This is a genomic window from Labilibaculum euxinicum (assembly GCF_963678175.1).
GTDB classification, from domain to species: Bacteria; Bacteroidota; Bacteroidia; order Bacteroidales; family Marinifilaceae; genus Labilibaculum; species Labilibaculum euxinus.
The window spans coordinates 4,718,396-4,741,579 of sequence record NZ_OY782756.1 but is presented as its reverse complement, the minus strand read 5'-3'; the positions used below and the strand labels follow the sequence as shown (position 1 = coordinate 4,741,579).

The window sequence follows — 23,184 nt, the reverse complement described above, 5'->3', positions numbered from 1 at the left end:
TAAATACTGCAAGTAAAATGGGTAAACTAACAAAAAATAGTAAGTTAGCTTCAGAGAAAGTGGAGACTGGTAAGCTATATTCTATCGACGAAGCAGCAAAGTTGGTTAAGGAGATTACTTTCACCAAATTTGACGCCTCAATGGATATGGATGTTCGCTTAGGAGTTGACCCAAGAAAAGCTAACCAAATGGTTCGTGGTGTTGTTACCCTTCCTCATGGTACTGGTAAAAATGTTCGTGTTCTGGTTCTTTGTACTCCTGATAAGGAAGAAGAAGCCAGAGCTGCAGGTGCTGACCATGTTGGCCTTGACGATTATGTTGCCAAGATCAAAGGAGGATGGACTGACATAGATGTTATTATCACCATGCCTACTGTTATGGCAAAAGTTGGTGCTTTAGGACGAGTTTTAGGGCCACGTGGTTTGATGCCAAATCCTAAATCTGGTACTGTAACAATGGATATTGCTAAGGCAGTTACCGAAGTGAAAGCTGGAAAGATTGATTTTAAGGTCGATAAATATGGTATTATTCACTCATCCATTGGTAAAGTGTCTTTTGATGTAGATAGAATTCATGAGAATGCTAAAGAATTTGTTGGCATGATCAATAAATTGAAGCCTTCTGCAGCTAAAGGAACTTATATCAAGAGTGTATACCTGTCAAGTACAATGAGCCTTGGTATTCAGGTGGATGTCAAGTCTATTCTTGACTAATTTTAATTTTTAATCAAGACCTTAGTAATCATGAAAAGGGAACAAAAAATTCAGATTATTGATAGCTTGACGGAGGAAATCAACGCTTCAAACCATTTTTATCTTACTGACATCTCAGGAATGAGTGCAGAAAAAACATCTTCTCTGCGTAGAATTTGTTTTGAAAAAGAAGTAAAATTGGTTGTAGTGAAGAATACACTTCTTCGAATTGCTTTGGAAAAAGCAGAAGGTGATTTTGAAGGTTTAAATGTAGCACTTAAGGGATCTACTTCTCTTATGTTGGCAGAAACCGGAAATTTACCTGCAAAGCTTATCAAAGAGTTCCGTAAGGGACATGATAAACCTATCCTGAAAGCGGCATTTGTTGAAGAATCGCTTTATATTGGAGACAATGAGTTGAATGCTCTTTGTTCAATCAAATCTAAAGAAGAACTTATTGGTGATATCGTTGCATTGCTTCAATCTCCAATCAAGAATGTTATTTCTTCCTTGGAATCAGGAAAGAATATCCTAGCTGGTGTTGTGAAAACACTTTCAGAAAAAGAGTAATATATTTAGTAAATTAAATTTTAAAAACTGAAGGAAAATGGCAGATTTAAAAAAGTTTGCAGAAGAATTAGTTAATTTGACTGTTAAGGAAGTAAGTGAGTTAGCTACTATTTTGAAAGATGAGTACGGAATTGAGCCAGCTGCTGCTGCTGCTGTTGCTGCTCCTGCAGCAGGTGGTGCTGAAGCTGCTGCTGAACAAAGTGAATTCGATGTAATTCTTAAATCAGCAGGTGGTTCTAAACTAGCTGTTGTGAAATTGGTTAAGGAATTAACTGGTCTTGGATTAAAAGAAGCTAAAGCTGCAGTTGATGCTGCACCAGCTCCATTGAAAGAAAAAGTTTCTAAGGAAGAAGCTGAAGCACTAAAAGCACAATTAGAAGAAGCTGGAGCTGAAGTTGAACTTAAATAGAAGCGCTAAAACCTATATATAGGGTTATTTTGGTTTAGAGTTCCTAACCGGGACTCTAAGCCTTTTTGTTGTTTATTATCGTTTAGGTTCAATTAATTTTAAGTAAATGTCTTCAAATACAATTAGTCAAAGAATTAGTTTTACTTCAAATAAAAATCAGCTTGCATATCCTGATTTTTTGGAGGTTCAATTAAAATCTTTTCAAGACTTTTTTCAGCTGGAAACTACCCCGGAGAAAAGAAAGAACGAAGGATTATTTAAGGTATTTAGTGAGAATTTCCCAATTACTGATACTAGAAATAATTTCGTATTGGAGTTTCTCGACTATTTTGTTGATCCACCCCGCTACGCAATCGAAGAATGTATCGAAAGAGGCTTAACTTATAGTGTTCCACTAAAAGCAAAGCTAAAACTTTACTGTACCGATCCAGAACATGAGGATTTTGATACTGTGATTCAGGATGTATATCTTGGAACAGTTCCTTATATGACGGAAAAGGGTACTTTCGTGGTTAACGGAGCAGAACGTGTTGTTGTTTCTCAACTTCACCGTTCACCTGGTGTGTTCTTTGGACAAAGTGTACACGCTAACGGAACCAAGTTATATTCTGCCAGAATTATTCCATTTAAAGGTTCTTGGATTGAGTTTGCAACTGACATTAATAATGTCATGTTTGCTTACATAGATCGTAAGAAAAAACTTCCTGTAACTACATTGTTACGTGCAATTGGTTATGAAAGTGATAAAGAAATTTTAGAAATTTTTGATCTGGCTGATGAAATTAAAGTTTCTAAAACCGGACTCAAAAAAATTGTAGGTCGTAAACTTGCCGCCCGTGTTCTTAAGTCGTGGATTGAAGACTTTGTGGATGAAGATACAGGAGAGGTTGTATCTATTGAACGTAACGAGGTCATTATAGATCGTGAGACCATACTTGAACCAGAACATATAGAAGAAATTCTTGAGTCAGGTGCAAAGACTATTTTATTGCATAAAGAGGAGCAAAATCTTGCCGATTATGCAATTATTTATAATACTTTGCAGAAAGATCCTTGTAACTCTGAAAAAGAAGCAGTTCTTCACATTTATCGTCAGTTAAGGAATTCTGAGCCACCAGATGAGGCTACAGCCCGTGACGTAATTGATAAATTATTTTTCTCTGACAAGCGTTATGATTTAGGTGACGTTGGTAGATACCGTATCAATAAAAAATTAGGCCTAAATACGGCTAATGATACTAAGGTATTAACCAAGGAGGATATTATTGAAATTATCAAGTATTTAATAAAATTATTGAATGCACGTACTGATGTTGATGATATTGATCATCTTAGTAATCGTCGTGTTCGTACTGTTGGAGAACAACTTCATACTCAATTCGGTGTTGGTTTAGCCCGTATGGCCCGTACTATTCGTGAAAGAATGAATGTTCGTGACAATGAGGTGTTTACTCCAATTGATTTGATTAATTCAAAAACATTATCTTCTGTAATTAATTCCTTTTTTGGAACAAATGCTTTATCTCAATTCATGGATCAAACGAATCCATTGGCTGAGATAACACACAAAAGAAGAATGTCAGCACTTGGACCAGGTGGTCTTTCCCGCGAAAGAGCAGGTTTTGAGGTTCGAGATGTACACTATACTCATTATGGACGTTTATGTCCTATTGAAACTCCTGAGGGACCAAATATTGGTCTGATTTCGTCTTTGTGTGTTTACGCAAAGATTAATAATCTTGGATTTATTGAGACTCCATACCGTAAGGTTGTAGATGGAAAGGTTGATTTATCTCTTGAAGGAATAAATTATTTATCGGCGGAAGAAGAAGAAGGGTTAATAATTGCTCAGGCAAATGCACCTATAAATGATGATGGATCTTTTGTTAATGCAAAAGCAAAATCCCGTATGGATGGTGATTTCCCTTTTGAGGAAGTTCATAAGCTGAATTTGATGGACGTTGCTCCTAATCAAATTGCATCTATCGCAGCTTCTTTAATTCCATTCCTTGAGCATGATGATGCTAACCGTGCTTTGATGGGATCTAATATGATGCGTCAGGCTGTACCGGTTATTAATCCTGAATCACCTATTGTTGGAACAGGTTTAGAGGCGAATCTTGTAAGAGATTCAAGAACTCAGATTTGTGCCGAAGGGGATGGTGTAATTGAATTTGTTGATGCAACAAAAATTGTAATTGATTACGAACGTTCAGAGGAAGAGGTTTTTGTGAGTTTTGAAGGAAATAGTAAAACTTATTTACTTCCGAAATATGGCAAAACGAACCAAGGAACAACGATGGATCTTAAGCCGATTGTGGCTAAGGGCGATCGAGTTGTTGCTGGTCAGATTCTTACTCAGGGATATGCGACTCAATTAGGCGAACTTGCTTTAGGCCGTAATCTTAAAGTGGCATTTATGCCTTGGAAAGGTTACAACTATGAGGATGCGATTGTAATTTCGGAGCGAATTGTTAAGGATGATGTATTTACTTCGGTTCACGTTGATGAGTACACACTGGAAGTTCGTGATACTAAACGGGGTATGGAAGAGTTAACCTCTGATATTCCTAATGTTAGTGAAGAAGCAACACGAAATCTTGATGAGAATGGATTGATTCGTATTGGAGCTACAGTTGAGCCTGGAGATATATTAATTGGTAAGATTACTCCAAAAGGTGAGTCTGACCCTTCTCCGGAAGAAAAATTACTTCGTGCTATTTTTGGTGATAAGGCTGGTGATGTAAAAGATGCTTCATTGAAAGCTTCTCCTTCATTACGAGGTGTAATTATCAACAAGAAGTTGTTCTCTCGTTCAATGCGAGATCGTAAATCTAAACAATCCGATAAGCCGTTAATTGCTAAATTGGATGAAGAACTTGCTAATCAGATTCATGAGTTAAAAATTCGCTTGGTAGATAAATTGTTTGTTCTGGTAAATGGAAAAACATCTCAAGGGGTTAAGGATTACTTAAATGTTGATGTAATTACTAAGGGAGTTAAGTTTACTCAGAAGCTTTTGATGGATATCAACTACCTGGAAATTAATCCTAGTAAGTGGACTACCGATAAAGATAAGAACGATACAATTAAGAAATTACTGCACAATTACATCATTAAGTACAAAGAACTTCAGGGTGCTAATAAGCGTAAGAAATATAATGTTACCATTGGAGATGAAATGCCTGCTGGTATTATTCAGATGGCTAAAGTTTATGTAGCTAAGAAGCGTAAACTCCAAATTGGTGATAAAATGGCAGGTCGACATGGAAATAAAGGTATTGTGTCACGTGTAGTACGTGAAGAAGATATGCCTTTCCTTGAAGACGGAACTACGGTGGATATTTGTTTAAATCCATTAGGTGTGCCATCTCGTATGAACCTTGGTCAGGTGTTTGAAACTGTACTAGGTTGGGCAGGTAAAGAACTTGGATTGAAATTTGCTACTCCTATTTTTGACGGGGCAACTCTGGATGAAATAACTGAATATACTGATAGAGCTGGAGTTCCAGCCTTTGGTAAAGCTTATTTACACGATGGTGGTACCGGACTTAGATTTGACCAGCCGGCAACAGTAGGTATTATTTACATGCTGAAACTGGGTCACATGGTTGATGATAAGATGCATGCACGTTCTATCGGACCTTATTCATTGATTACCCAGCAACCTCTAGGAGGTAAGGCACAGTTTGGGGGTCAGCGTTTTGGAGAGATGGAGGTTTGGGCTCTGGAGGCCTTTGGTGCGGCTCATATCTTACAGGAAATCCTTACCGTTAAGTCGGATGATGTAGTGGGTAGAGCGAAAGCTTATGAAGCTATTGTTAAGGGTGATCCAATGCCTAGTCCTGGAATACCGGAATCTCTTAATGTATTATTACATGAACTAAGAGGTTTAGGGTTGAGCGTTAAATTAGTATAAGCCTTATTATAAAGCGAATGTTGGGTTTCCCGGCATTCGCCTTGCTTGAAACAAAATTGTTAATTTCCTAATTTTCAACATATGGCATTCAGAAGAGATAACAAAGTAAAGAGTAGTTTTACAAAAATCTCTATCAGTCTCGCTTCTCCGGAAGAGATCTTAGAAAGATCCAGCGGTGAAGTTTTAAAGCCTGAAACCATCAACTATCGTACTTATAAGCCAGAACGCGACGGATTATTCTGTGAAAGAATTTTCGGTCCTGTAAAAGATTATGAGTGCCATTGTGGTAAATACAAACGAATCCGATACAGAGGAATTGTTTGTGACCGATGTGGTGTTGAGGTAACCGAGAAAAAGGTTAGACGTGAGCGAATGGGACACATTCAATTGGTCGTACCTGTTGCCCACATTTGGTATTTTAAGTCGTTGCCAAATAAAATAGGTTACCTTTTAGGTTTACCTACTAAAAAGCTTGATTCTATTATTTACTACGAAAGATACGTAGTAATTAATGCCGGAATTAAAGCGGCTGACGGAATTAAATACCTTGATTTCCTTACAGAAGAGGAATATCTTGATATTATTGATGAACTACCTGCAGATCAACAGCATCTTGATGATGATGATCCAAATAAATTCATTGCTCAAATGGGTGCTAACGCTTTATTTAGCCTTTTAGCCCGTTTGGATCTAGACGCTCTTTCTTATGATTTGCGTCATAAAGCAAATACTGAAACTTCTCAGCAACGTAAAAATGAAGCTTTAAAAAGACTTCAGGTTACTGAGTCTTTCCGTGAATCACAAGGAGTAAATCGTCCTGAATGGATGATTGTTAAAGTTGTTCCTGTAATTCCACCGGAATTGCGTCCTTTGGTTCCATTGGATGGTGGTCGTTTTGCAACTTCCGATTTGAATGATTTGTACAGAAGAGTTATCATCCGTAACAATCGTTTAAAAAGACTTATTGAAATCAAGGCACCCGAAGTAATCCTTCGAAATGAGAAGCGTATGCTTCAGGAAGCTGTTGATTCATTATTTGATAATTCCCGTAAATCAAATGCAGTTAAGACTGAAAACAACCGTCCGCTTAAATCACTTTCAGATTCATTGAAAGGTAAGCAAGGTCGTTTCCGTCAAAACTTATTGGGTAAGCGTGTAGATTACTCTGCACGTTCGGTAATTGTTGTAGGACCTGATTTGAAAATGCACGAATGCGGTTTGCCTAAAGATATGGCGGCTGAGCTTTATAAGCCATTTGTTATTCGAAAATTGATCGAACGCGGTATCGTAAAAACAGTAAAGTCGGCGAAGAAGATTGTTGATCGTAAAGATCCTGTTGTTTGGGACATTCTGGAGAATGTACTAAAAGGGCATCCGGTTCTTCTTAACCGTGCTCCTACTCTTCACCGTTTAGGTATTCAATCATTTCAGCCTAAGCTGATTGAAGGGAAAGCAATTCGTTTGCATCCTTTAGCGTGTACTGGTTTTAATGCGGATTTTGATGGTGACCAGATGGCGGTTCATTTGCCTTTAGGTAATGAAGCTATTTTGGAAGCCCAAATGCTGATGTTGTGTTCTCACAATATTTTGAACCCTGCTAATGGTGCACCGGTAACTGTTCCATCTCAGGATATGGTACTTGGATTGTATTACATTACCAAGGCACGAAAAGGTGGTAAAGGGGAAGGATTAAGTTTTTACTCAGCAGAGGAAGCGATGATTGCTTACAATGAAAAAGCAGTTGATCTTCACAGTCAGATTAAAGTAAAAGTTAAAGATCTAAATGAGAACGATGAATTAGTTGATACAACAGTTGAAACAACCATCGGTAGAATCATTTTGAATGAAGCAACTCCTCTTGGAGCAGGTTTTATTAATCAATTGATTACTAAAAAAGCACTAAGAGATATTATTGGATTTATTTTCAAGAAATGTGGTGTACATGCTTGTGCCAACTTCCTTGATGATATTAAAGATCTGGGATATCTTAAAGCTTTTGAAGGTGGATTATCATTTAACCTTTCTGATGTTACGGTACCTGAAGAAAAAGAGGCTTTAGTAGCTGATGGTTATGCTCAGGTAGAAGAGGTGTTGAGTAATTACAACATGGGTTTCATTACGAATAATGAACGTTACAATCAGATTATTGATATTTGGACGCATGTTAATGCGAACCTTACTCAAACTTTGATGACTCAGTTGGCTGATGATAATCAGGGATTCAACTCTGTTTATATGATGCTTGACTCAGGAGCTCGTGGATCTAGAGAACAGATTCGTCAGCTTGGTGGTATGAGGGGATTGATGGCTAAGCCACAAAAATCAGGTGCTACAGGAGGTCAGATTATTGAAAATCCTATTCTTTCTAACTTTAAGGAAGGTTTGTCAGTTCTTGAGTACTTTATTTCAACTCACGGTGCTCGTAAAGGTTTGGCGGATACGGCTCTAAAAACTGCGGATGCTGGATACTTAACCCGTCGTTTGGTTGATGTAGCACAAGATGTTATTATCAATGAAGAGGATTGTGGAACCTTACGTGGTTTGACTACTTCTGCGATTATGAATCAAGAAGAAGTTGTAGCTTCATTAACTGAGAGAATTCTTGGACGGACTACAGTTCATGATATTTTCAATCCTATTTCAGGAGAATTAATAGTTGGGGCAGGCGTTGAAATTACTGAAGAGATTGCACAAGTAATTGAAAATTCTCCAATTGAAAAAGTTGAGATTCGTTCAGTTTTAACATGTGAATCTAAACGAGGTGCATGTGCGAAATGTTATGGGCGTAATTTAGCTACAGGTATAGCCGTTCAAAAAGGTGAAGCTGTTGGTGTTATTGCAGCTCAGTCTATTGGAGAACCGGGAACACAGCTTACGCTTCGTACTTTCCACGTTGGGGGTACAGCAGGTAACACTTCCGCAGAGAATTCTGTTGTATCTAAATACAATGGTTACGCTGTGTTTGATGAGTTACGTACTGTTGAGTATAAAAGTGAAGACAGTAAAAAGTACGATGTCGTTATCGGTCGTTTGGCTGAATTACGTATTGTTGATAGAAGTACCAATATTACATTAACAACACATACAATACCATACGGATCTAAATTGTACATTAAAGATGGTCAGGATGTTAAGATAGACGATCTTCTTTGTGAGTGGGATCCATACAATGCAATGATCATTACTGAGTTTTCAGGAAAAGTTTCATTTGATAATTTGATTGAAGGGATTACTTTCAGTCAGGAATCTGATGAGGCAACAGGTTTTGCTGAAAAAGTAGTAATAGAATCAAAAGATAAAACGAAAAATCCTGGGGTTAAGATTTTAAATTCCAAAGGGGATGTTTTAAAATCTTACAATTTACCAGTAGGTGCTCACGTTTCTGTTTCTGAAGGTGAAATGGTTTTGGCAGGTCAGTCGTTGGTTAAAATTCCAAGAGCTGTTGGTAAAGCTGGTGATATCACCGGTGGACTTCCAAGGGTGACTGAGTTGTTCGAGGCACGTAATCCTTCTAATCCTGCTGTAGTTTCAGAGGTTGACGGAGAGATTAGTTTTGGAAAAATTAAGCGTGGTAATCGTGAAGTTATCGTTACAACCAAAGGAGAAGATGTTAGAAAGTATTTAGTACCACTTTCAAGACAAATTCTTGTACAGGAGAACGATTATGTAAGAGCTGGAACTCCATTATCTGATGGTGCAACAACTCCTGCTGATATTCTTGCGATTAAAGGACCAACCAAAGTACAGGAATATATCGTGAATGAAGTTCAGGATGTATACCGTATGCAGGGTGTGAAGATTAACGACAAGCACTTTGAAATTATCGTTCGTCAGATGATGCGTAAGGTAATTATCGATGATCAGGGGGATACAAGATTCCTTGAAAAACAAATTATCGATAAAATGGCTATCATGGAAGAAAATGATGAAATTTTCGGTAAGAAAGTTGTTGTTGATGGAGGGGATTCTGAAGAATTGAAACCAGGAATGATTGTTACTTCCAGGAAACTGAGAGATGTTAACTCAGTATTGAGAAGAAGAGATTTGAAACTTGTTGACGCTCGTGATGCAATTCCTGCAACTTCTACTCAGATTCTGCAAGGTATTACCCGTGCTGCTCTTCAGACTAAGAGTTTTATCTCAGCTGCTTCTTTCCAGGAAACAACTAAAGTTCTTAATGAAGCTGCAATTAGCGGTAAAATTGATAATCTTGAAGGTTTGAAAGAGAATGTTATTTGTGGTCATCTTATTCCTGCAGGTACTGGTTTACGAGAGTACAGGGATATTGTTGTTGGCGCAAAAGCTGAATACGAAAAACTGTTAGATTCTAAGTCTAGAGAATATTAAGAGTTACTCTAAGTTATATAAAGGGTGTTTTCAATTTGAAAACACCCTTTTTGTTTATCTATTTAATCGGAATAGGGAATATTTTCATAATTTAGCAGGAAGACAAATTTTTTAATTATAAAAAACGATCATGAACGATAAAAAACAATCTAATCAAATAGATATTCAATTGAAGGAAGATGTTGCTCAGGGAACTTATTCAAACCTTGCCGTAATAACTCATTCCAGTTCAGAATTTGTTGTAGATTTTGTGAGAATCATGCCTGGAATTCCAAAAGCTGATGTTAAATCACGAATTATACTTACACCAGAACATGCAAAGAGACTGATGCTGGCTTTACAAGATAATATTCGAAAATTTGAATCGCTTCATGGAGCGATAAAAATTGAAGAAAACCACGGACCACAAGGTACTGTAATGCCTATGGGGTTTGGTCCTACAGGTGAGGCCTAGAAGTGATAAATTAATTTGAACCGGAAAACAGCTGCTGTTTTCCGGTTTTTGTCATTCGATTTGGCTTGTAGTAACACTAGTTGTTTTATTTTTTATTGATTTTTGATTGCTGTGAACAAGAAACCAGATAAATATTGAACTTGCTATGAATATTCCTAGCAGAATTCCTAATTGTGAGTCTATTGCAAGGCCTCCATTTTTGTTTGGTGCAACTAATAAATAGGTAAAGCATATTGCAGTCATAAATAAGGCTGGAATACTAAGGAGTAGATGATTTTTGCTTTTTTTAGCCAAATACACAGCAGCTGTCCATAACATAACCATAGAAAGAATTTGGTTGGATAAACCCAGATATTTCCAAATGGTAGAAAACTCAAGTTGAGACAGTATAAATCCAAGAGTGAATAGAGGTATCGATACTAATAATCTGTTTTTTATCGATTTTTGATTGTAGTTAAAGATATCAGCTATTGTAAGCCGGGCACTTCGAAATGCGGTGTCACCCGTTGTAATAGGGCAAGCAATTACTCCAATAATTGCAAATATTGCTCCCGTTTTTCCCAGCCAGGTATTGCATATTTCATTAACAATCCAGGCAGGATTGTGGCCGGAAGAGATTGTATAATTTAATTCACCGGTATTACCAAAGAAGTTCATGGCCGCAGTAGCCCAAATAATAGCAACGATTCCTTCTGCAATCATCGCTCCATAAAATACAGGTCGCCCAAAACTTTCCTTTTTCATACAGCGGGCCATCATTGGTGATTGGGTGGAATGAAATCCTGAAATGGCACCACAGGAAATTACGATAAACATCATTGGATATAGTATATTCTGTGTGGGATTTACATGAAGATTTTTTAATTCTCCAAATGATATCTCATTCAATATTAAAGCTCCTGTTGCACTTTTGAAAATCATTATACCAGCTATACTTACTGCCATCAGCAACAATGCGAATCCAAAAAGAGGATAAATTTTACCGATAATTTTATTAATTGGCAGTAGAGTAGCAAGAAGATAATATGCGAATATTCCATAAAGCCACCAGTTTAGACCACCTCCGGTAAAATCAGTGAGTAATCCTGCAGGACCGGTTACGAAAGCCACACCAACAAATAAGAGTAGTAAGATTGTGAAAATCCGTATAAAATTTTGAATGCCGGAGCCTAAATGTTTACCAACAATCTCAGGAAGGCTGGCTCCTTCGCTTCGAATGGAAAGCATACCTGAAAAATAATCATGGCTGGCTCCCATAAATATACATCCTAAAACAATCCAAATATATGCAATGGGTCCATACATGGCTCCTAAAATAGCTCCAAAAATTGGTCCCAAACCTGCAATGTTTAGAAATTGAATGGTAAACATTTTCCAGGTTGGCATGGGGATAAAATCAACACCGTCTTCCAGTCTAACAGCTGGAGTTTTAATTGTGTCATCAGCACCGAAAACTTGTTCGATAAATTTACCATAGAAAATGTATCCAAGTATTAATGCCAAGATTGCGCTTAAAAATGTAATCATGTTTTTTTAAACAAAATTAAAATGAAATACTATTTCATCGATAGTAAAGAGTCATAAGTTGTAAATTTTTTTTTCCGGATATCCGAAAGGCGGATTGACAAAAGAAATTTGGATTCGAAGAGTTTTGGTTCAAATTGGTAATGAAATGAAACGTTATCATTGGTAAAATATAAAAAAATGTTGAATTATTTGTCATCGTAATGTTTGTGATGTGTGCTTAATGGTTAATATATCAATGTGTTGCGACGATCCTAATTATCACTAAGACTTGTTTTTTTTTGACGAATAGCACCTGTTGTGTAACTCGCAATCTAGATTTGTTTTAAGTACTCTAATCTTTATATTTGCTAATCTCTGATTTTGAGAAATTCAATCATTTTGGAGCAAACCTGAATAAGGAAATATTAATTAGTGATTTAATGATTTATTTAACTTGGAGAATTACGTATAGGTAGTTTGAAAATAAGTTTTTGTATAAATCTGAATTAGTTACAGATATTAAAATAGATATTACAATGAAAGGATTAAAAATTGTTGTTCTTGCTAAGCAGGTTCCCGATACCAGAAATGTTGGGAAGGATGCTATGAAAGCTGATGGAACTGTGAATAGAGCTGTATTACCAGCTATCTTCAATCCTGAAGATTTAAATGCACTTGAGCAAGCGTTGCGTTTGAAAGATAAGTACCCTGGGACAGAAATTACACTTTTAACTATGGGACCTGGCAGAGCCGCCGAGATTATTCGTGAAGGTCTTTACCGTGGTGCTGATAATGGAATACTTTTATCGGATCGTGCTTTTGCGGGTTCTGATACATTGGCAACTTCTTATGCTCTTTCTTGTACCCTAAAAAAAATGGGTAAAATTGATATTATTATTGCAGGTCGTCAGGCAATCGATGGAGATACCGCTCAGGTAGGTCCTCAGGTAGCCGAGAAACTGGGATTTCCTCAAATTACTTATGCTGAAGAAGTGGTATCAGCAGAAAAAGGGAAAATTGTAATTAAACGCCGTTTAGAGCGTGGTGTTGAGACTGTAGAGGGAACTTTACCTATGGTGGTAACAGTAAACGCTTCAGCTCCTGAGTGTCGTCCGCGAAATGCTAAATATGTAATGAAATACAAGCATGCAAGAGCTGTTTCCGAAATGCAGAATGCTGATGAAGATTACATCTTGTTGCATAACAACCGCCCTTATCTGAATATTGGCGAATGGAGTGTAAACGATATCGAAACTAAAGCAGAAGAGCTTGGTTTAACTGGATCTCCTACAAAGGTAAAAGCTATTGAAAATGTAGTTTTTCAAGCTAAAGAGGCTAAAGTTCTTGAGCCAACTGATGCTGATATGGGTGAATTAATGAAAGAATTAATCGCTAACCATACCATCGGATAGCAGTTAACAAGGTTACAGTTACCGGTTTCCAGTCGTCAGTTATTTTTGCACTGTACACTGTTTACTGATTACTGTTCTCTGTAAAAGTGGAATTTAAAAATTTGAAACCGTGAACAACGTATTTGTATATTGTGAAATAGAAGAGGGACAGGTTGCAGATGTAAGCCTTGAACTTTTAACCAAAGGTCGAAAACTAGCTGACGATTTAAAATGTGAGTTGGAAGCTATCGTAATTGGAGCCGACCTTAAGGGTGTTGAGAAGCAGATTATGCCTTATGGTGTGGATACCGTTTGGATTGCCAGTGATAAGCGTTTGTATCCTTACACTACATTGCCTCACACATCAATTATTGTGAAATTATTCGGGGAAGAAAAACCGCAGATTGCCTTGATGGGTGCTACTAGCATTGGTCGTGATTTGGGACCTCGTGTCTCTTCAGCTCTACATTCAGGTTTAACTGCTGATTGTACCAGTTTGATTATTGGTGATCATGAAGACAAGAAGAACAACAAAGTATATAAGGATTTATTGTATCAGATTCGTCCTGCTTTTGGAGGAAATATTGTAGCTACAATTGTCAATCCTGACTGTCGTCCGCAGATGGCTACTGTTCGTGAAGGAGTCATGAAGAAAGAAATTCTTTCGGATGCTTACAAAGGAAAAGTGAAACAGCTCGATGTTGAGAAGTATGTAAATGCTGAAGATTTTATAGTGAAAGTTATTGAGCGTCATATGGAAGCTTCAAAAGTAAACATCAAAAATGCAGGTATTATTATCGCAGGTGGTTACGGTGTAGGTTCCAAAGATAACTTCGATAAACTGTATGAATTAGCTGATGTTATTGGTGCAGAAGTTGGTGCTTCTCGTGCTGCTGTTGATGCTGGTTATGCATCTCATGAGCGTCAAATTGGACAAACAGGTGTTACTGTTCGTCCTAAACTATATATTGCCTGCGGTATTTCGGGGCAGATTCAGCATACTGCAGGTATGGAGGAATCCTCAATGGTTATTGCAATTAATACTGATAAGAATGCACCAATAAACAATTTCGCCGATTATATTATTACCGGTGATATTGCTGATGTGATTCCAAAAATGATTAAGCAGTACAAAGAAAACACTAAGTAAGAAACCTATTTAAGGTAATGGTGTTCGCTAATCGCTTTAATTTTTAACAAAAAACATCCAAAGAAATGGCTAATTTCTATAATGATAATGATGATTTGAAGTTCCACTTGGATCATCCTTTAATGAAAAAAATTGTTGCTCTTAAAGAGCGCAACTTCGAAGATAAAGAAACATATGACTATGCTCCTCTTGATTTTGAGGATGCAATGGATTCTTACGATCGAACACTGGAAATTGTAGGTGAGATTTGTGGTGATATTATCGATCCAAATGCTGAAAGTGTTGATCAGGAAGGACCAAGAGTTGAAAACGATCGTGTAATTTATGCAAGAGGAACTCAAGAGAATCATGATGCTTTAACAAAAGCGGGTTTGATTGGAATGAGTTTGCCTCGTGAGTATGATGGTTTGAATTTCCCGTTGGTACCTTACGTAATGGCTGCGGAATTGGTATCTCGTGCAGATGCTGGTTTTGCTAATATTTGGGGTCTTCAGGATTGTGCTGAAACAATTCATGAATTTGCTTCAAAAGAGCAAAAAATGAATTATTTGCCGCGTTTTGCCAAAGGAGCAACTGCAGCTATGGATTTAACTGAGCCGGATGCAGGTTCCGATTTGCAGGCTGTTCAATTAAAAGCTACTTATAATGCCAAAGAAGATCAGTGGTATTTAGATGGTGTGAAACGATTTATTACCAATGGTGATGGTGAGGTTGCATTGGTTTTGGCTCGTTCTGAAGAAGGAACCAATGATGGTCGTGGTTTGTCTATGTTTATTTACGACAAAAAGCACATGGCTGTTAAAGTTCGTCGTATCGAGCACAAAATGGGTATTATCGGATCTCCTACTTGTGAGTTGGTATTTACTCATGCTCCTGCCGAATTGGTAGGAGACCGTAAAATGGGATTGATCAAATACGTAATGTCATTAATGAATGGCGCGCGTTTAGGTGTTGGTGCTCAATCGGTAGGTATTGCAGAAGCTGCATATCGTGAAGGTTTGGCATATGCTAAGGAACGCCGCCAGTTTGGCAAGGCAATTATTAAATTTCCAGCTGTTTACGAAATGTTGACCAATATGGAGGCGAAGTTGAATGCTTCCCGTTCCATGTTGTATGAAACATGTCGTATGGTTGATGTTTACAAGTGTTACTACCATATCTCTCAGGATCGGTCTTTGGATAAGGATGAGAGAAATGAGATGAAGAAGTACCAAAAAATTGCTGATGTACTGACTCCAATGTTGAAATTATTTGCATCGGAGTATTGTAATCAAATTGCTTACGATTCATTGCAGATTCATGCTGGTTCAGGTTACATGAAAGATTACCCAATTGAGCGTTTGGTGCGTGATGCCCGTATCACGAATATTTATGAAGGAACGTCTCAGTTGCAGGTTGTTGCAGCTGTTCGCGGAGTTACAACTGGTCAGTATCTGGCTCAGATCAAAGATTACGAAGCTTCTGATTTAAACCCACAATTGGAGTATATCAGAACCATGCTTAAAGGAATGACTGAGCAGTACGAAATGGCAGTAGCCAAGGTTAGTGAGATTAATGCAACAGCAGATCATAACGATTTTATGGATTTCCATGCTCGTCGTTTGGTTGAAATGGCTGGTTATATTATAATGGGATATCTTACTTTATTGGATACAACCCGTGATGATAAATACCATGAGTCATGTGAAGTTTATGTGAAAATGGGTAAGTCGGTTTGTGCTGGTCACCTTGATTACATTCAAAATTCAGATTTGAAAGACTTAGGTATTTTCAAAAAATAAAACCTAAACAAATTATAGATAGCGGAAGTTCCTTAAGTGGGAGCTTCCGTTTTTTTTGTGTTTATCTACGCGAAGTAAAAGAATTACCCGTATTTACAAAAGTGTTTCAATCATGTTAATTTTTCGTTAAGCCGAATTAACGTTTATTTAAAACATTTAAGAGTGTGACTTCTTAGAAAGGAATTAGTTTTGCCGTCAGTTATTAAGAAAATGTGTCGACTTAATTGCAAAAAAATTACATACTACTAAAACAAACCAAATGAAAAAATTATTAATTGGTGCTATAGCATTATTTTTAGGATTTACTGCCACAGCACAGGATAAGGCAGATTTTACGCCATCAGGAGAAGTGAATGGTAAAGTGTTCTTTAACTATCATTACGATATGACTAAAGGAACAGAAAAAGAAAGCAGCTTCGAAATTAAAAGAGCTTACTTCGGATACGATTACAATATTGCAAAAGGATTGAAGGCAAGTATTACACTTGATGTTGATAAAAATGACGGCGGTAGTGATTATACAGCATTTCTTAAGAAAGCTCAATTGGAGTGGAAAGCCTCTTCAGCAGTAAAAGTTTCTTTAGGTATGATTGGTACCGTTCAGTTTTCAGATCAGGAAAGTTTTTGGGGATATCGTTACATCATGAAATCATTTAATGATGAATATGGTTTTGGATCGAGCGCTGACCTGGGGATTAAAGCAAATTTTAAATTAAGTGATTCTTTTTCTGCAAATGCATTTGTTATTAATGGTGAAGGATATAAGAAAGTGCAGGACGATGATGGAAAACAAAGAGTGGGAGCAAGTCTGATTTATCAGAATAAGGGTTTGATTGCAAAAGTATATGGTGATGTAAATTCAGCCAAGACAACAGTTGCCGGAGGAACAGAAAAAGATGTTACCGCTTCGGCTTTAGCAACATTTATTGGATATAAATTTTCAGATAAATTTAGATTAGCTGCAGAATATAACTTGTTGACCAATGGAACTAAGTATTCAAAGGTTTCAGATAATCATGATTTAGAAGGTATGTCGTTTTATTCAACCTATACTTTTGATAAGAAATGGGAAGTATTTGGAAGATATGATTACCTAACTTCTAATACTTTGGAGGGAGAAACTGAAAAATGGAATCTTTCTAATAATGGTAACGCTATTACAGCAGGTGTTCAGTATGCGCCGGTAAAAGGTGTTAAAATGGCTCTAAACTATCAGGGATTTATGAAAAAGGATTCTGCTTCGGAAGACAACTCAATGGTATATGTAAATTTGGAGTTCAAATTCTAAGAGAAGAGATAGATATTATGATATTGAAAGACTGCCCTTGGGTGGTCTTTTTTGTGTTGATTTAAACTCATCAGGTATTATTTATTATTAGTCTAATAAATCTATTTGTTAAATTTACATTCTGAAAAAACACTGTACTAATCTTTACCAATACCTAAAATGAAAAAACACTATTTATTAATTTTTTGCCTGTTGTTTGTTTCAGGGCGTTTGTTTTCACAGGATGTTAATGATTTAAAGTTAAGAGTCGAAAAAGGATCCATACAAATGGCCACTGATGACGGACAGTTTAAATTTGGAATAGGAGGTCGTATATTTATGGATGCTGCAGCTTATTTTGATGATAAAACAGATTTGGGAAGTGGAAGTGAAATTCGGGATGCTCGTTTGCTTTTTAAGGCTACTGTTTGGAAAAACTGGGATGCAAAAATAAACATTGGTTTCGATGGAGGCAATGCTTCTCTTAAGGATGTATTTCTGCAATACAATATCAACACGAATAGTTTTTTTAGAGCAGGACATTTTCTGGAACCATTTGGAATCGAACAAACAGAGAGTTCCAAAACAATTAAGTTTATGAATTTTTCAAGTACTGTTGAAGCATTCAGGCCGGGGCGAAATTTAGGTGTTTCGTATGACAGATGGGGCAAAAATTATTATTGGGCTCTTGGATTGTTTGGAAGCGATACGGATAATTGGTCGGAAGGTGATGAAGGTTTTGGTTTGACTTCCAGATTCGTATTTGCTCCTGTAAATGAAGATGGAACTATTTTTCATATCGGGATTTCGGGTAGCTATCGCAGTACAGATGAGGATGAATATTTAGGACGTGGGTATAATAAAACTGTAAAGTATAAATCGAGGGGTGCAACTCATATCGAAAGACGATCTTTTATTGATGCGGAAATTGAGCACGCTAAGGATCAATTCAAATATGGAATTGAATTGATTACATCTGGCGGACCTGTTGTTTTACAAGCTGAGTATATTAAAACTAAAGTGAATATTGATATGCCTGAATCGTGGGGAAATTATAATTTTATAGAAGAGTATAAGGCAAATGGTTATTATGCGCAATTGGGTTGGCTCATAAAAGGTGGTAATTATAAGTACAAAATGAAATCTGCTCGTTTGGCAAACCCAAAGCCAGGATCTATAGAATTACTTGCGCGTTATAATAAAACCAATTTAAATGATTCGGATTCGAATATCATGGGAGGAGAGCAAAAGGATATTTCTTTAGGATGTACTTGGTATGTAAATCACAATGTGTTGATGAAATTAAATTTTACGAATGTTGATTTAGATGAGAACGCATTGAATGGAGAAGAGAATTTTAATATGATTCAAACTCGCCTGCAGTTTTCATTCTAAACAAAGTTATTTCGAATTCTTAAGAACAAAAGCATAAGCCTGATTCACAATCAGGTTTTTTTGTTTCTTCATCCGGTTAAAGCTTGGTAAGATTTTATATGTTTTTTATTTGCTTTCTGGTTGTCATACCAATTTAATTTCAAAATAGACTTTAATTAAAATGAATTAATTTTTAGCTGTATCGAGGCAAAAAAGTAAAGCACAGCCATGTTACGATGCATCTTTTTTAACGAAGATATAGCTGAAAAGAAACATTTTATAAGGCATGTTTTGATGTTAATTTGGTATTATATAGCCTGTCTTTAATTTGTTTCGGAAGGACTTACCATGTTGGAATAATCTCTCTTTGTATGTGAAAATATCCTTGTCATGGACGTTTCATATTATCTATATATCTTTGCCGTATGGACAAAGAAAAAGCTGAGGAAGAAAAGCTGTTTATTCGCAAGATTTTCATTGATGAAATTGGTCGATTGCAAAAAGAAGGATTTTATTTCTTCTCATTTATAATGATGGGGCAGGCAATAGAGGCATTGGGATGTTTCCTGGATGATAAGCCTTTAAAAGCCAAAGCTCAATCCTCCAAGCGTTTTTCAAAATCTTTGAATATATTAATGGGGAACGATTACCGTGCTGTGAATAATGATCACTGGCTGTACGATAAGCTGCGCAATCAGTTAACACACTCTTTTGTTCCAAGCAAATCGTTACTGCTTTGTTCGCGTAAAAATCAACCCGAAGGAGTTGAGCACCTGGAGCAATTAAACGATAGACTGGTTTTGGTTGCCGAAGATATGTATGAGGATTTAGTGAATGGTTGTGAAAAGCTGTTTGGTATGATTGACAGGGGAAAAGTGCCCTTGAAACGTATTGCTGCATCACCGGAGGAATTGGGCATAATATAAAATCAGAAAAATGATTCAAAAAGTAGTAATGATTGGTGCAGGTAATTTGGCAACACAGCTATCTCTTGCTCTTCATGAACATGGAATTGAGATTTTGCAGGTTTACAGTAAAACTGTTGAATCTGCGAAAGCTTTGGCCGGGAAATTGGACTGTTCGTTTACTATATCAGTAAAGAAAATAGAAAAGAATGCTGACTTGTATGTTTTTGCTGTAAGCGATAAGGCTTTACCGTCTGTATTTGATGAAATTTTGGTTCCCATAGGAAATGTTGTTCATACTGCGGGCAGTTTACCTGCGGATATTTTTGAGAACTATGCTGAAAATTATGGGGTTTTTTACCCTCTGCAGACTTTCTCGAAGGAGCGTAAGGTCGAATTTTCAAACATACCTATTTGTATTGAGTCAAATAGTTTGAAATTACGAACAGATTTAATTGAGCTTGCCGGACAGATATCAAAAAGTGTTCATCTAATTAATTCGGAACAGCGGAAACAACTCCATTTGGCAGCGGTTTTTACTTGTAATTTCACCAATCATATGTATAGCATCGGACAAAAATTACTGGCAGAAAAAGATGTTGATTATGAATTGTTAAAACCTTTAATTCTTGAGACAGCTCAAAAGGCTTTGCAATTAGATCCGGTATCTGCACAAACAGGACCTGCAGTGCGTTTCGATGAGGAGATAATGAATTCGCACGAGAAGGCGCTAAAACATTCTCCGGTGTTTCAAAAATTGTATAGATTTGTGAGCGAAAGCATCTATAAGATGCACAAAGGGAAATAAATTTGTTGTATTTGGAAGAAGAAAATGGGAAGTAGAATCGAATGTTTTTCTCACATCTCATATCTTGTTTCTCAATTTTAAATAAAATGGCGTTTTTTAAGGAAGATTTAATGAAAGTTTCTGCATTCATTTTTGATGTGGATGGTGTTCTTTCCAATGAGTGTATTGTTATCGATTCATCGGGAGAAATGTTGCGCACGGCAAACACAAAAGATGGATATGCTATTCAGTATGCAGTAAAAAAAGGCTATCCGGTTGCAATTATAACCGGTGGTGTTTCCGATGCTGTCGAAAAACGTTACAAAGGTCTTGGAGTTGCAGACATTTACATGGGATCGAAAAATAAGATTAAAGATTTTGAAGATTTTATTGCGAAATATGATTTGAATCCTGATCATATAATGTATATGGGCGATGATTTACCTGATTATGAGGTGATGAAAAGAATCGGAGTGCCGACTTGTCCGTGTAATGCTGTGGAGCAAATAAAGGCTATTTCCAACTATATTTCGGATAAAGAGGGCGGTTACGGTTGTGTTCGTGACGTAATTGAACAAGTATTACGCGCACATAGTAAATGGCTCGAAGCCGATACAAATATCCAAAGTATATAAAAGCAACCTTAACCCAAACAGCCCAATGAACAGTTATCTGAAATTGATCCGATTACCCAATCTGATTATTATTGCACTGACCCAATATGTGATGCGCTATTTTATTATTCAACCTATTTTGGGAATTAATAGAATTAAGCTTCAATTAGCCGATTTGGATTTTGCAATATTGGTTTTTGCAACTGTTTGTATGGCTGCGGCAGGCTACGTTATTAATGATTATTTTGATACGAAAGCAGATCGAATCAATAAGAAAGATGTTATTGTAGGTAGAAAAGTTACGCGAAGAGTGGCCCTTTTTCTGCAACAGATAATTGCTGCAATATCTGTTTTACTGGGAGGGTATGTGTCTTATAAAATTGGTCACTGGCAATTTGTGTTCATCTTTTTTATGGGAGGAGGCTTGCTTTGGTTTTATTCAACATCTTACAAATATAACTTTTTATTGGGTAGCTTTTTAATTGCTTTTATTGTTGCCATTATTCCTTTTTTGGTTGTTATTTACGAGATTCCTCCGCTTATGAAAACTTATGCGGAAGTGTTAGTTGCCTCAAAAACCAATTTTAATTATCTATTGTATTGGGTAGGAGCCTTTTCTTTTTTCTCCTTTGTTGGTGTTCTAATTGCACAATTCATCAGAGATTTACTTTCCATAAAAGGGGATCGGGAAATTAACCGCAAAAGCCTGCCTATTGTAGTTGGTTTAAAGTGGTCTAAAATTATAATTATACTGCTTATACTATTTTTATCCGTATCTGTTTTTGGAGTTTGGTATCAATTTTTAAATGCTCCAATGGATCAGATTACACCTTGGTATTTTGGTATTTTGATCGTTTTGCCATTATTTTTATTGGCTTATCGGGTTTATCAGTTTTCGGAAGGAGACAAATTTAAGACTGGAATTTTTCTAATACGATTTGCCATTCTTGCTGGTATTTCCTATGCTTTTGTGGTAAACTATGTTATCAATCACACAAATTTTTAAGCATGCTGAATAATCTCAAAGATTATCAATTAATATTAGCCTCTCAATCGCCTCGAAGACACCAAATGTTGAAGGAATTGGGTTTGATTTTTGAAATAAGAACAAAAGAAGTAGAGGAGATTTATCCTGAAGGATTAATACCAGATCAAATTCCGGTTTACCTGGCCGAATTAAAAGCAAAAGCATTCGGGGCGGATTTTAAATCCAATGAGTTGGTGATCACAGCAGACACAATTGTTTGTGTTGATGATTGGATTCTTGGAAAACCAAACGACAGAGATGATGCTGTTAAAATGCTTAATGCATTGTCCGGCAGATCGCACCAGGTAATAAGTGGAGTTTGCCTAATGAGTAAAGACAAGAAAATAAGCTTTTCTACAACTACTAATGTTCATTTTAAAGCCTTGTCGGAAGAAGAGATTGATTATTACATAGATAATTACAAACCTTTCGATAAAGCGGGTGCATATGGAATTCAGGAATGGATTGGTTTTATTGGGATTGACGGCATTGAAGGATCTTATTTTAATGTAGTAGGTTTACCTATTCAACGCTTGTATCAGGAATTGTTAAAATTTTAAACAGCACAACTATTACGAATTACGAAATTTAAATTACGAATGAAAAAAGATAATATCGTACAACAAAAAAGTTATCAATTTGCAGTTCGAATAGTGAAAACCTGTAAGTATTTACAACAAGAAAAAAAGGAATATATATTATCCAAACAGTTGTTACGATCCGGAACTTCAATTGGAGCTAATATTGAAGAAGCAATTGGAGGACAAAGTGAGAAAGATTTTTTTGCCAAGCTAACAATATCGTATAAAGAAGCAAGAGAAACACATTATTGGATCAGATTGCTTGGTGATACGGGTTATCTTACAAAAGAAGAATGTCAAAGTCTTCTAAGTGATACTGATGAATTGCTTAGAATAATTGGAAGCATCCAGAAAACGATAAGGGTACGTAATTCGTAATTGAAAATTCGTCATTAATAAACAACAACACA

Annotated in this window: 18 protein-coding genes; 17 read left to right on the top strand and 1 reads right to left on the bottom strand. The window is 36.5% G+C overall.

Features of this window, described 5'->3' with window-relative positions; genetic code table 11:
- The first annotated feature begins 17 nt into the window (after positions 1-17).
- The 6 genes from rplA to ACY0M5_RS18650 all read left to right on the top strand — a co-directional run bounded on the left by rplA (position 18) and on the right by ACY0M5_RS18650 (position 10,391).
- Complete coding sequence (gene rplA / locus ACY0M5_RS18675) at positions 18-713, top strand: 50S ribosomal protein L1 (RefSeq protein WP_124991242.1); 696 nt, start codon at positions 18-20, stop codon at positions 711-713.
- A gap of 30 nt (positions 714-743) precedes the next feature.
- Positions 744-1,262: a 50S ribosomal protein L10 gene (rplJ, locus tag ACY0M5_RS18670; protein WP_101308770.1), complete on the top strand. Its 519-nt coding sequence runs from the start codon at positions 744-746 to the stop codon at positions 1,260-1,262.
- Between the two features lie 37 nt (positions 1,263-1,299).
- Entirely contained in the window at positions 1,300-1,671 is a 372-nt protein-coding gene (gene rplL / locus ACY0M5_RS18665; RefSeq protein ID WP_124991241.1) for a 50S ribosomal protein L7/L12, read from the top strand.
- Positions 1,672-1,777: 106 nt separating this feature from the next.
- On the top strand, positions 1,778-5,590 hold the full coding sequence (gene rpoB, locus ACY0M5_RS18660; RefSeq protein ID WP_124991240.1) for a DNA-directed RNA polymerase subunit beta: 3,813 nt from the start codon (positions 1,778-1,780) through the stop codon (positions 5,588-5,590).
- 81 nt (positions 5,591-5,671) lie between these two features.
- The gene (rpoC, locus tag ACY0M5_RS18655) at positions 5,672-9,937 is read left to right on the top strand and encodes a DNA-directed RNA polymerase subunit beta' (protein WP_461630199.1); all 4,266 of its coding nucleotides are present in this window, start codon (positions 5,672-5,674) and stop codon (positions 9,935-9,937) included.
- A 130-nt stretch (positions 9,938-10,067) separates the two neighbouring features.
- Positions 10,068-10,391: a DUF3467 domain-containing protein gene (locus ACY0M5_RS18650; protein WP_101308766.1), complete on the top strand. Its 324-nt coding sequence runs from the start codon at positions 10,068-10,070 to the stop codon at positions 10,389-10,391.
- 51 nt (positions 10,392-10,442) lie between these two features.
- Here the strand turns inward: ACY0M5_RS18650 and ACY0M5_RS18645 are convergent, their stop codons facing one another.
- The gene (locus ACY0M5_RS18645) at positions 10,443-11,918 is read right to left on the bottom strand and encodes a carbon starvation CstA family protein (protein WP_461630198.1); all 1,476 of its coding nucleotides are present in this window, start codon (positions 11,916-11,918) and stop codon (positions 10,443-10,445) included.
- Between the two features lie 515 nt (positions 11,919-12,433).
- Here ACY0M5_RS18645 and ACY0M5_RS18640 point away from each other — a divergent pair.
- From ACY0M5_RS18640 to ACY0M5_RS18590, 11 genes are all read left to right on the top strand, one after another.
- Entirely contained in the window at positions 12,434-13,309 is an 876-nt protein-coding gene (locus ACY0M5_RS18640) for an electron transfer flavoprotein subunit beta/FixA family protein (RefSeq protein ID WP_101308764.1), read from the top strand.
- Between the two features lie 109 nt (positions 13,310-13,418).
- On the top strand, positions 13,419-14,438 hold the full coding sequence (locus tag ACY0M5_RS18635; protein WP_101308763.1) for an electron transfer flavoprotein subunit alpha/FixB family protein: 1,020 nt from the start codon (positions 13,419-13,421) through the stop codon (positions 14,436-14,438).
- A gap of 65 nt (positions 14,439-14,503) precedes the next feature.
- Entirely contained in the window at positions 14,504-16,219 is a 1,716-nt protein-coding gene (locus ACY0M5_RS18630; RefSeq protein WP_124991236.1) for an acyl-CoA dehydrogenase family protein, read from the top strand.
- Positions 16,220-16,478: 259 nt separating this feature from the next.
- A complete protein-coding gene (locus ACY0M5_RS18625; RefSeq protein ID WP_461630197.1) occupies positions 16,479-17,507 on the top strand; it encodes an outer membrane beta-barrel protein in 1,029 nt (342 codons plus the stop codon).
- 159 nt (positions 17,508-17,666) lie between these two features.
- Positions 17,667-18,881, top strand: a complete 1,215-nt coding sequence (locus tag ACY0M5_RS18620) for an OprO/OprP family phosphate-selective porin (protein WP_461630196.1) — start codon at positions 17,667-17,669, stop codon at positions 18,879-18,881.
- A 404-nt stretch (positions 18,882-19,285) separates the two neighbouring features.
- Positions 19,286-19,786 (top strand): hypothetical protein, encoded by a 501-nt coding sequence (locus ACY0M5_RS18615; RefSeq protein ID WP_461630195.1) that lies wholly within the window; start codon positions 19,286-19,288, stop codon positions 19,784-19,786.
- Positions 19,787-19,796: 10 nt separating this feature from the next.
- Positions 19,797-20,573 carry a Rossmann-like and DUF2520 domain-containing protein gene (locus tag ACY0M5_RS18610; protein WP_461630194.1) on the top strand — a complete coding sequence of 259 codons (777 nt, stop codon included), beginning with the start codon at positions 19,797-19,799 and terminating at the stop codon, positions 20,571-20,573.
- 86 nt (positions 20,574-20,659) lie between these two features.
- Positions 20,660-21,187, top strand: coding sequence for a KdsC family phosphatase (locus ACY0M5_RS18605; protein ID WP_124991232.1), 528 nt, complete (start codon positions 20,660-20,662; stop codon positions 21,185-21,187).
- 25 nt (positions 21,188-21,212) lie between these two features.
- The gene (locus ACY0M5_RS18600; protein WP_461630193.1) at positions 21,213-22,172 is read left to right on the top strand and encodes a UbiA family prenyltransferase; all 960 of its coding nucleotides are present in this window, start codon (positions 21,213-21,215) and stop codon (positions 22,170-22,172) included.
- Between the two features lie 2 nt (positions 22,173-22,174).
- On the top strand, positions 22,175-22,753 hold the full coding sequence (locus ACY0M5_RS18595; protein WP_461630192.1) for a Maf-like protein: 579 nt from the start codon (positions 22,175-22,177) through the stop codon (positions 22,751-22,753).
- 39 nt (positions 22,754-22,792) lie between these two features.
- Positions 22,793-23,152, top strand: coding sequence for a four helix bundle protein (locus ACY0M5_RS18590; protein WP_101308754.1), 360 nt, complete (start codon positions 22,793-22,795; stop codon positions 23,150-23,152).
- Positions 23,153-23,184 lie beyond the last annotated feature (32 nt).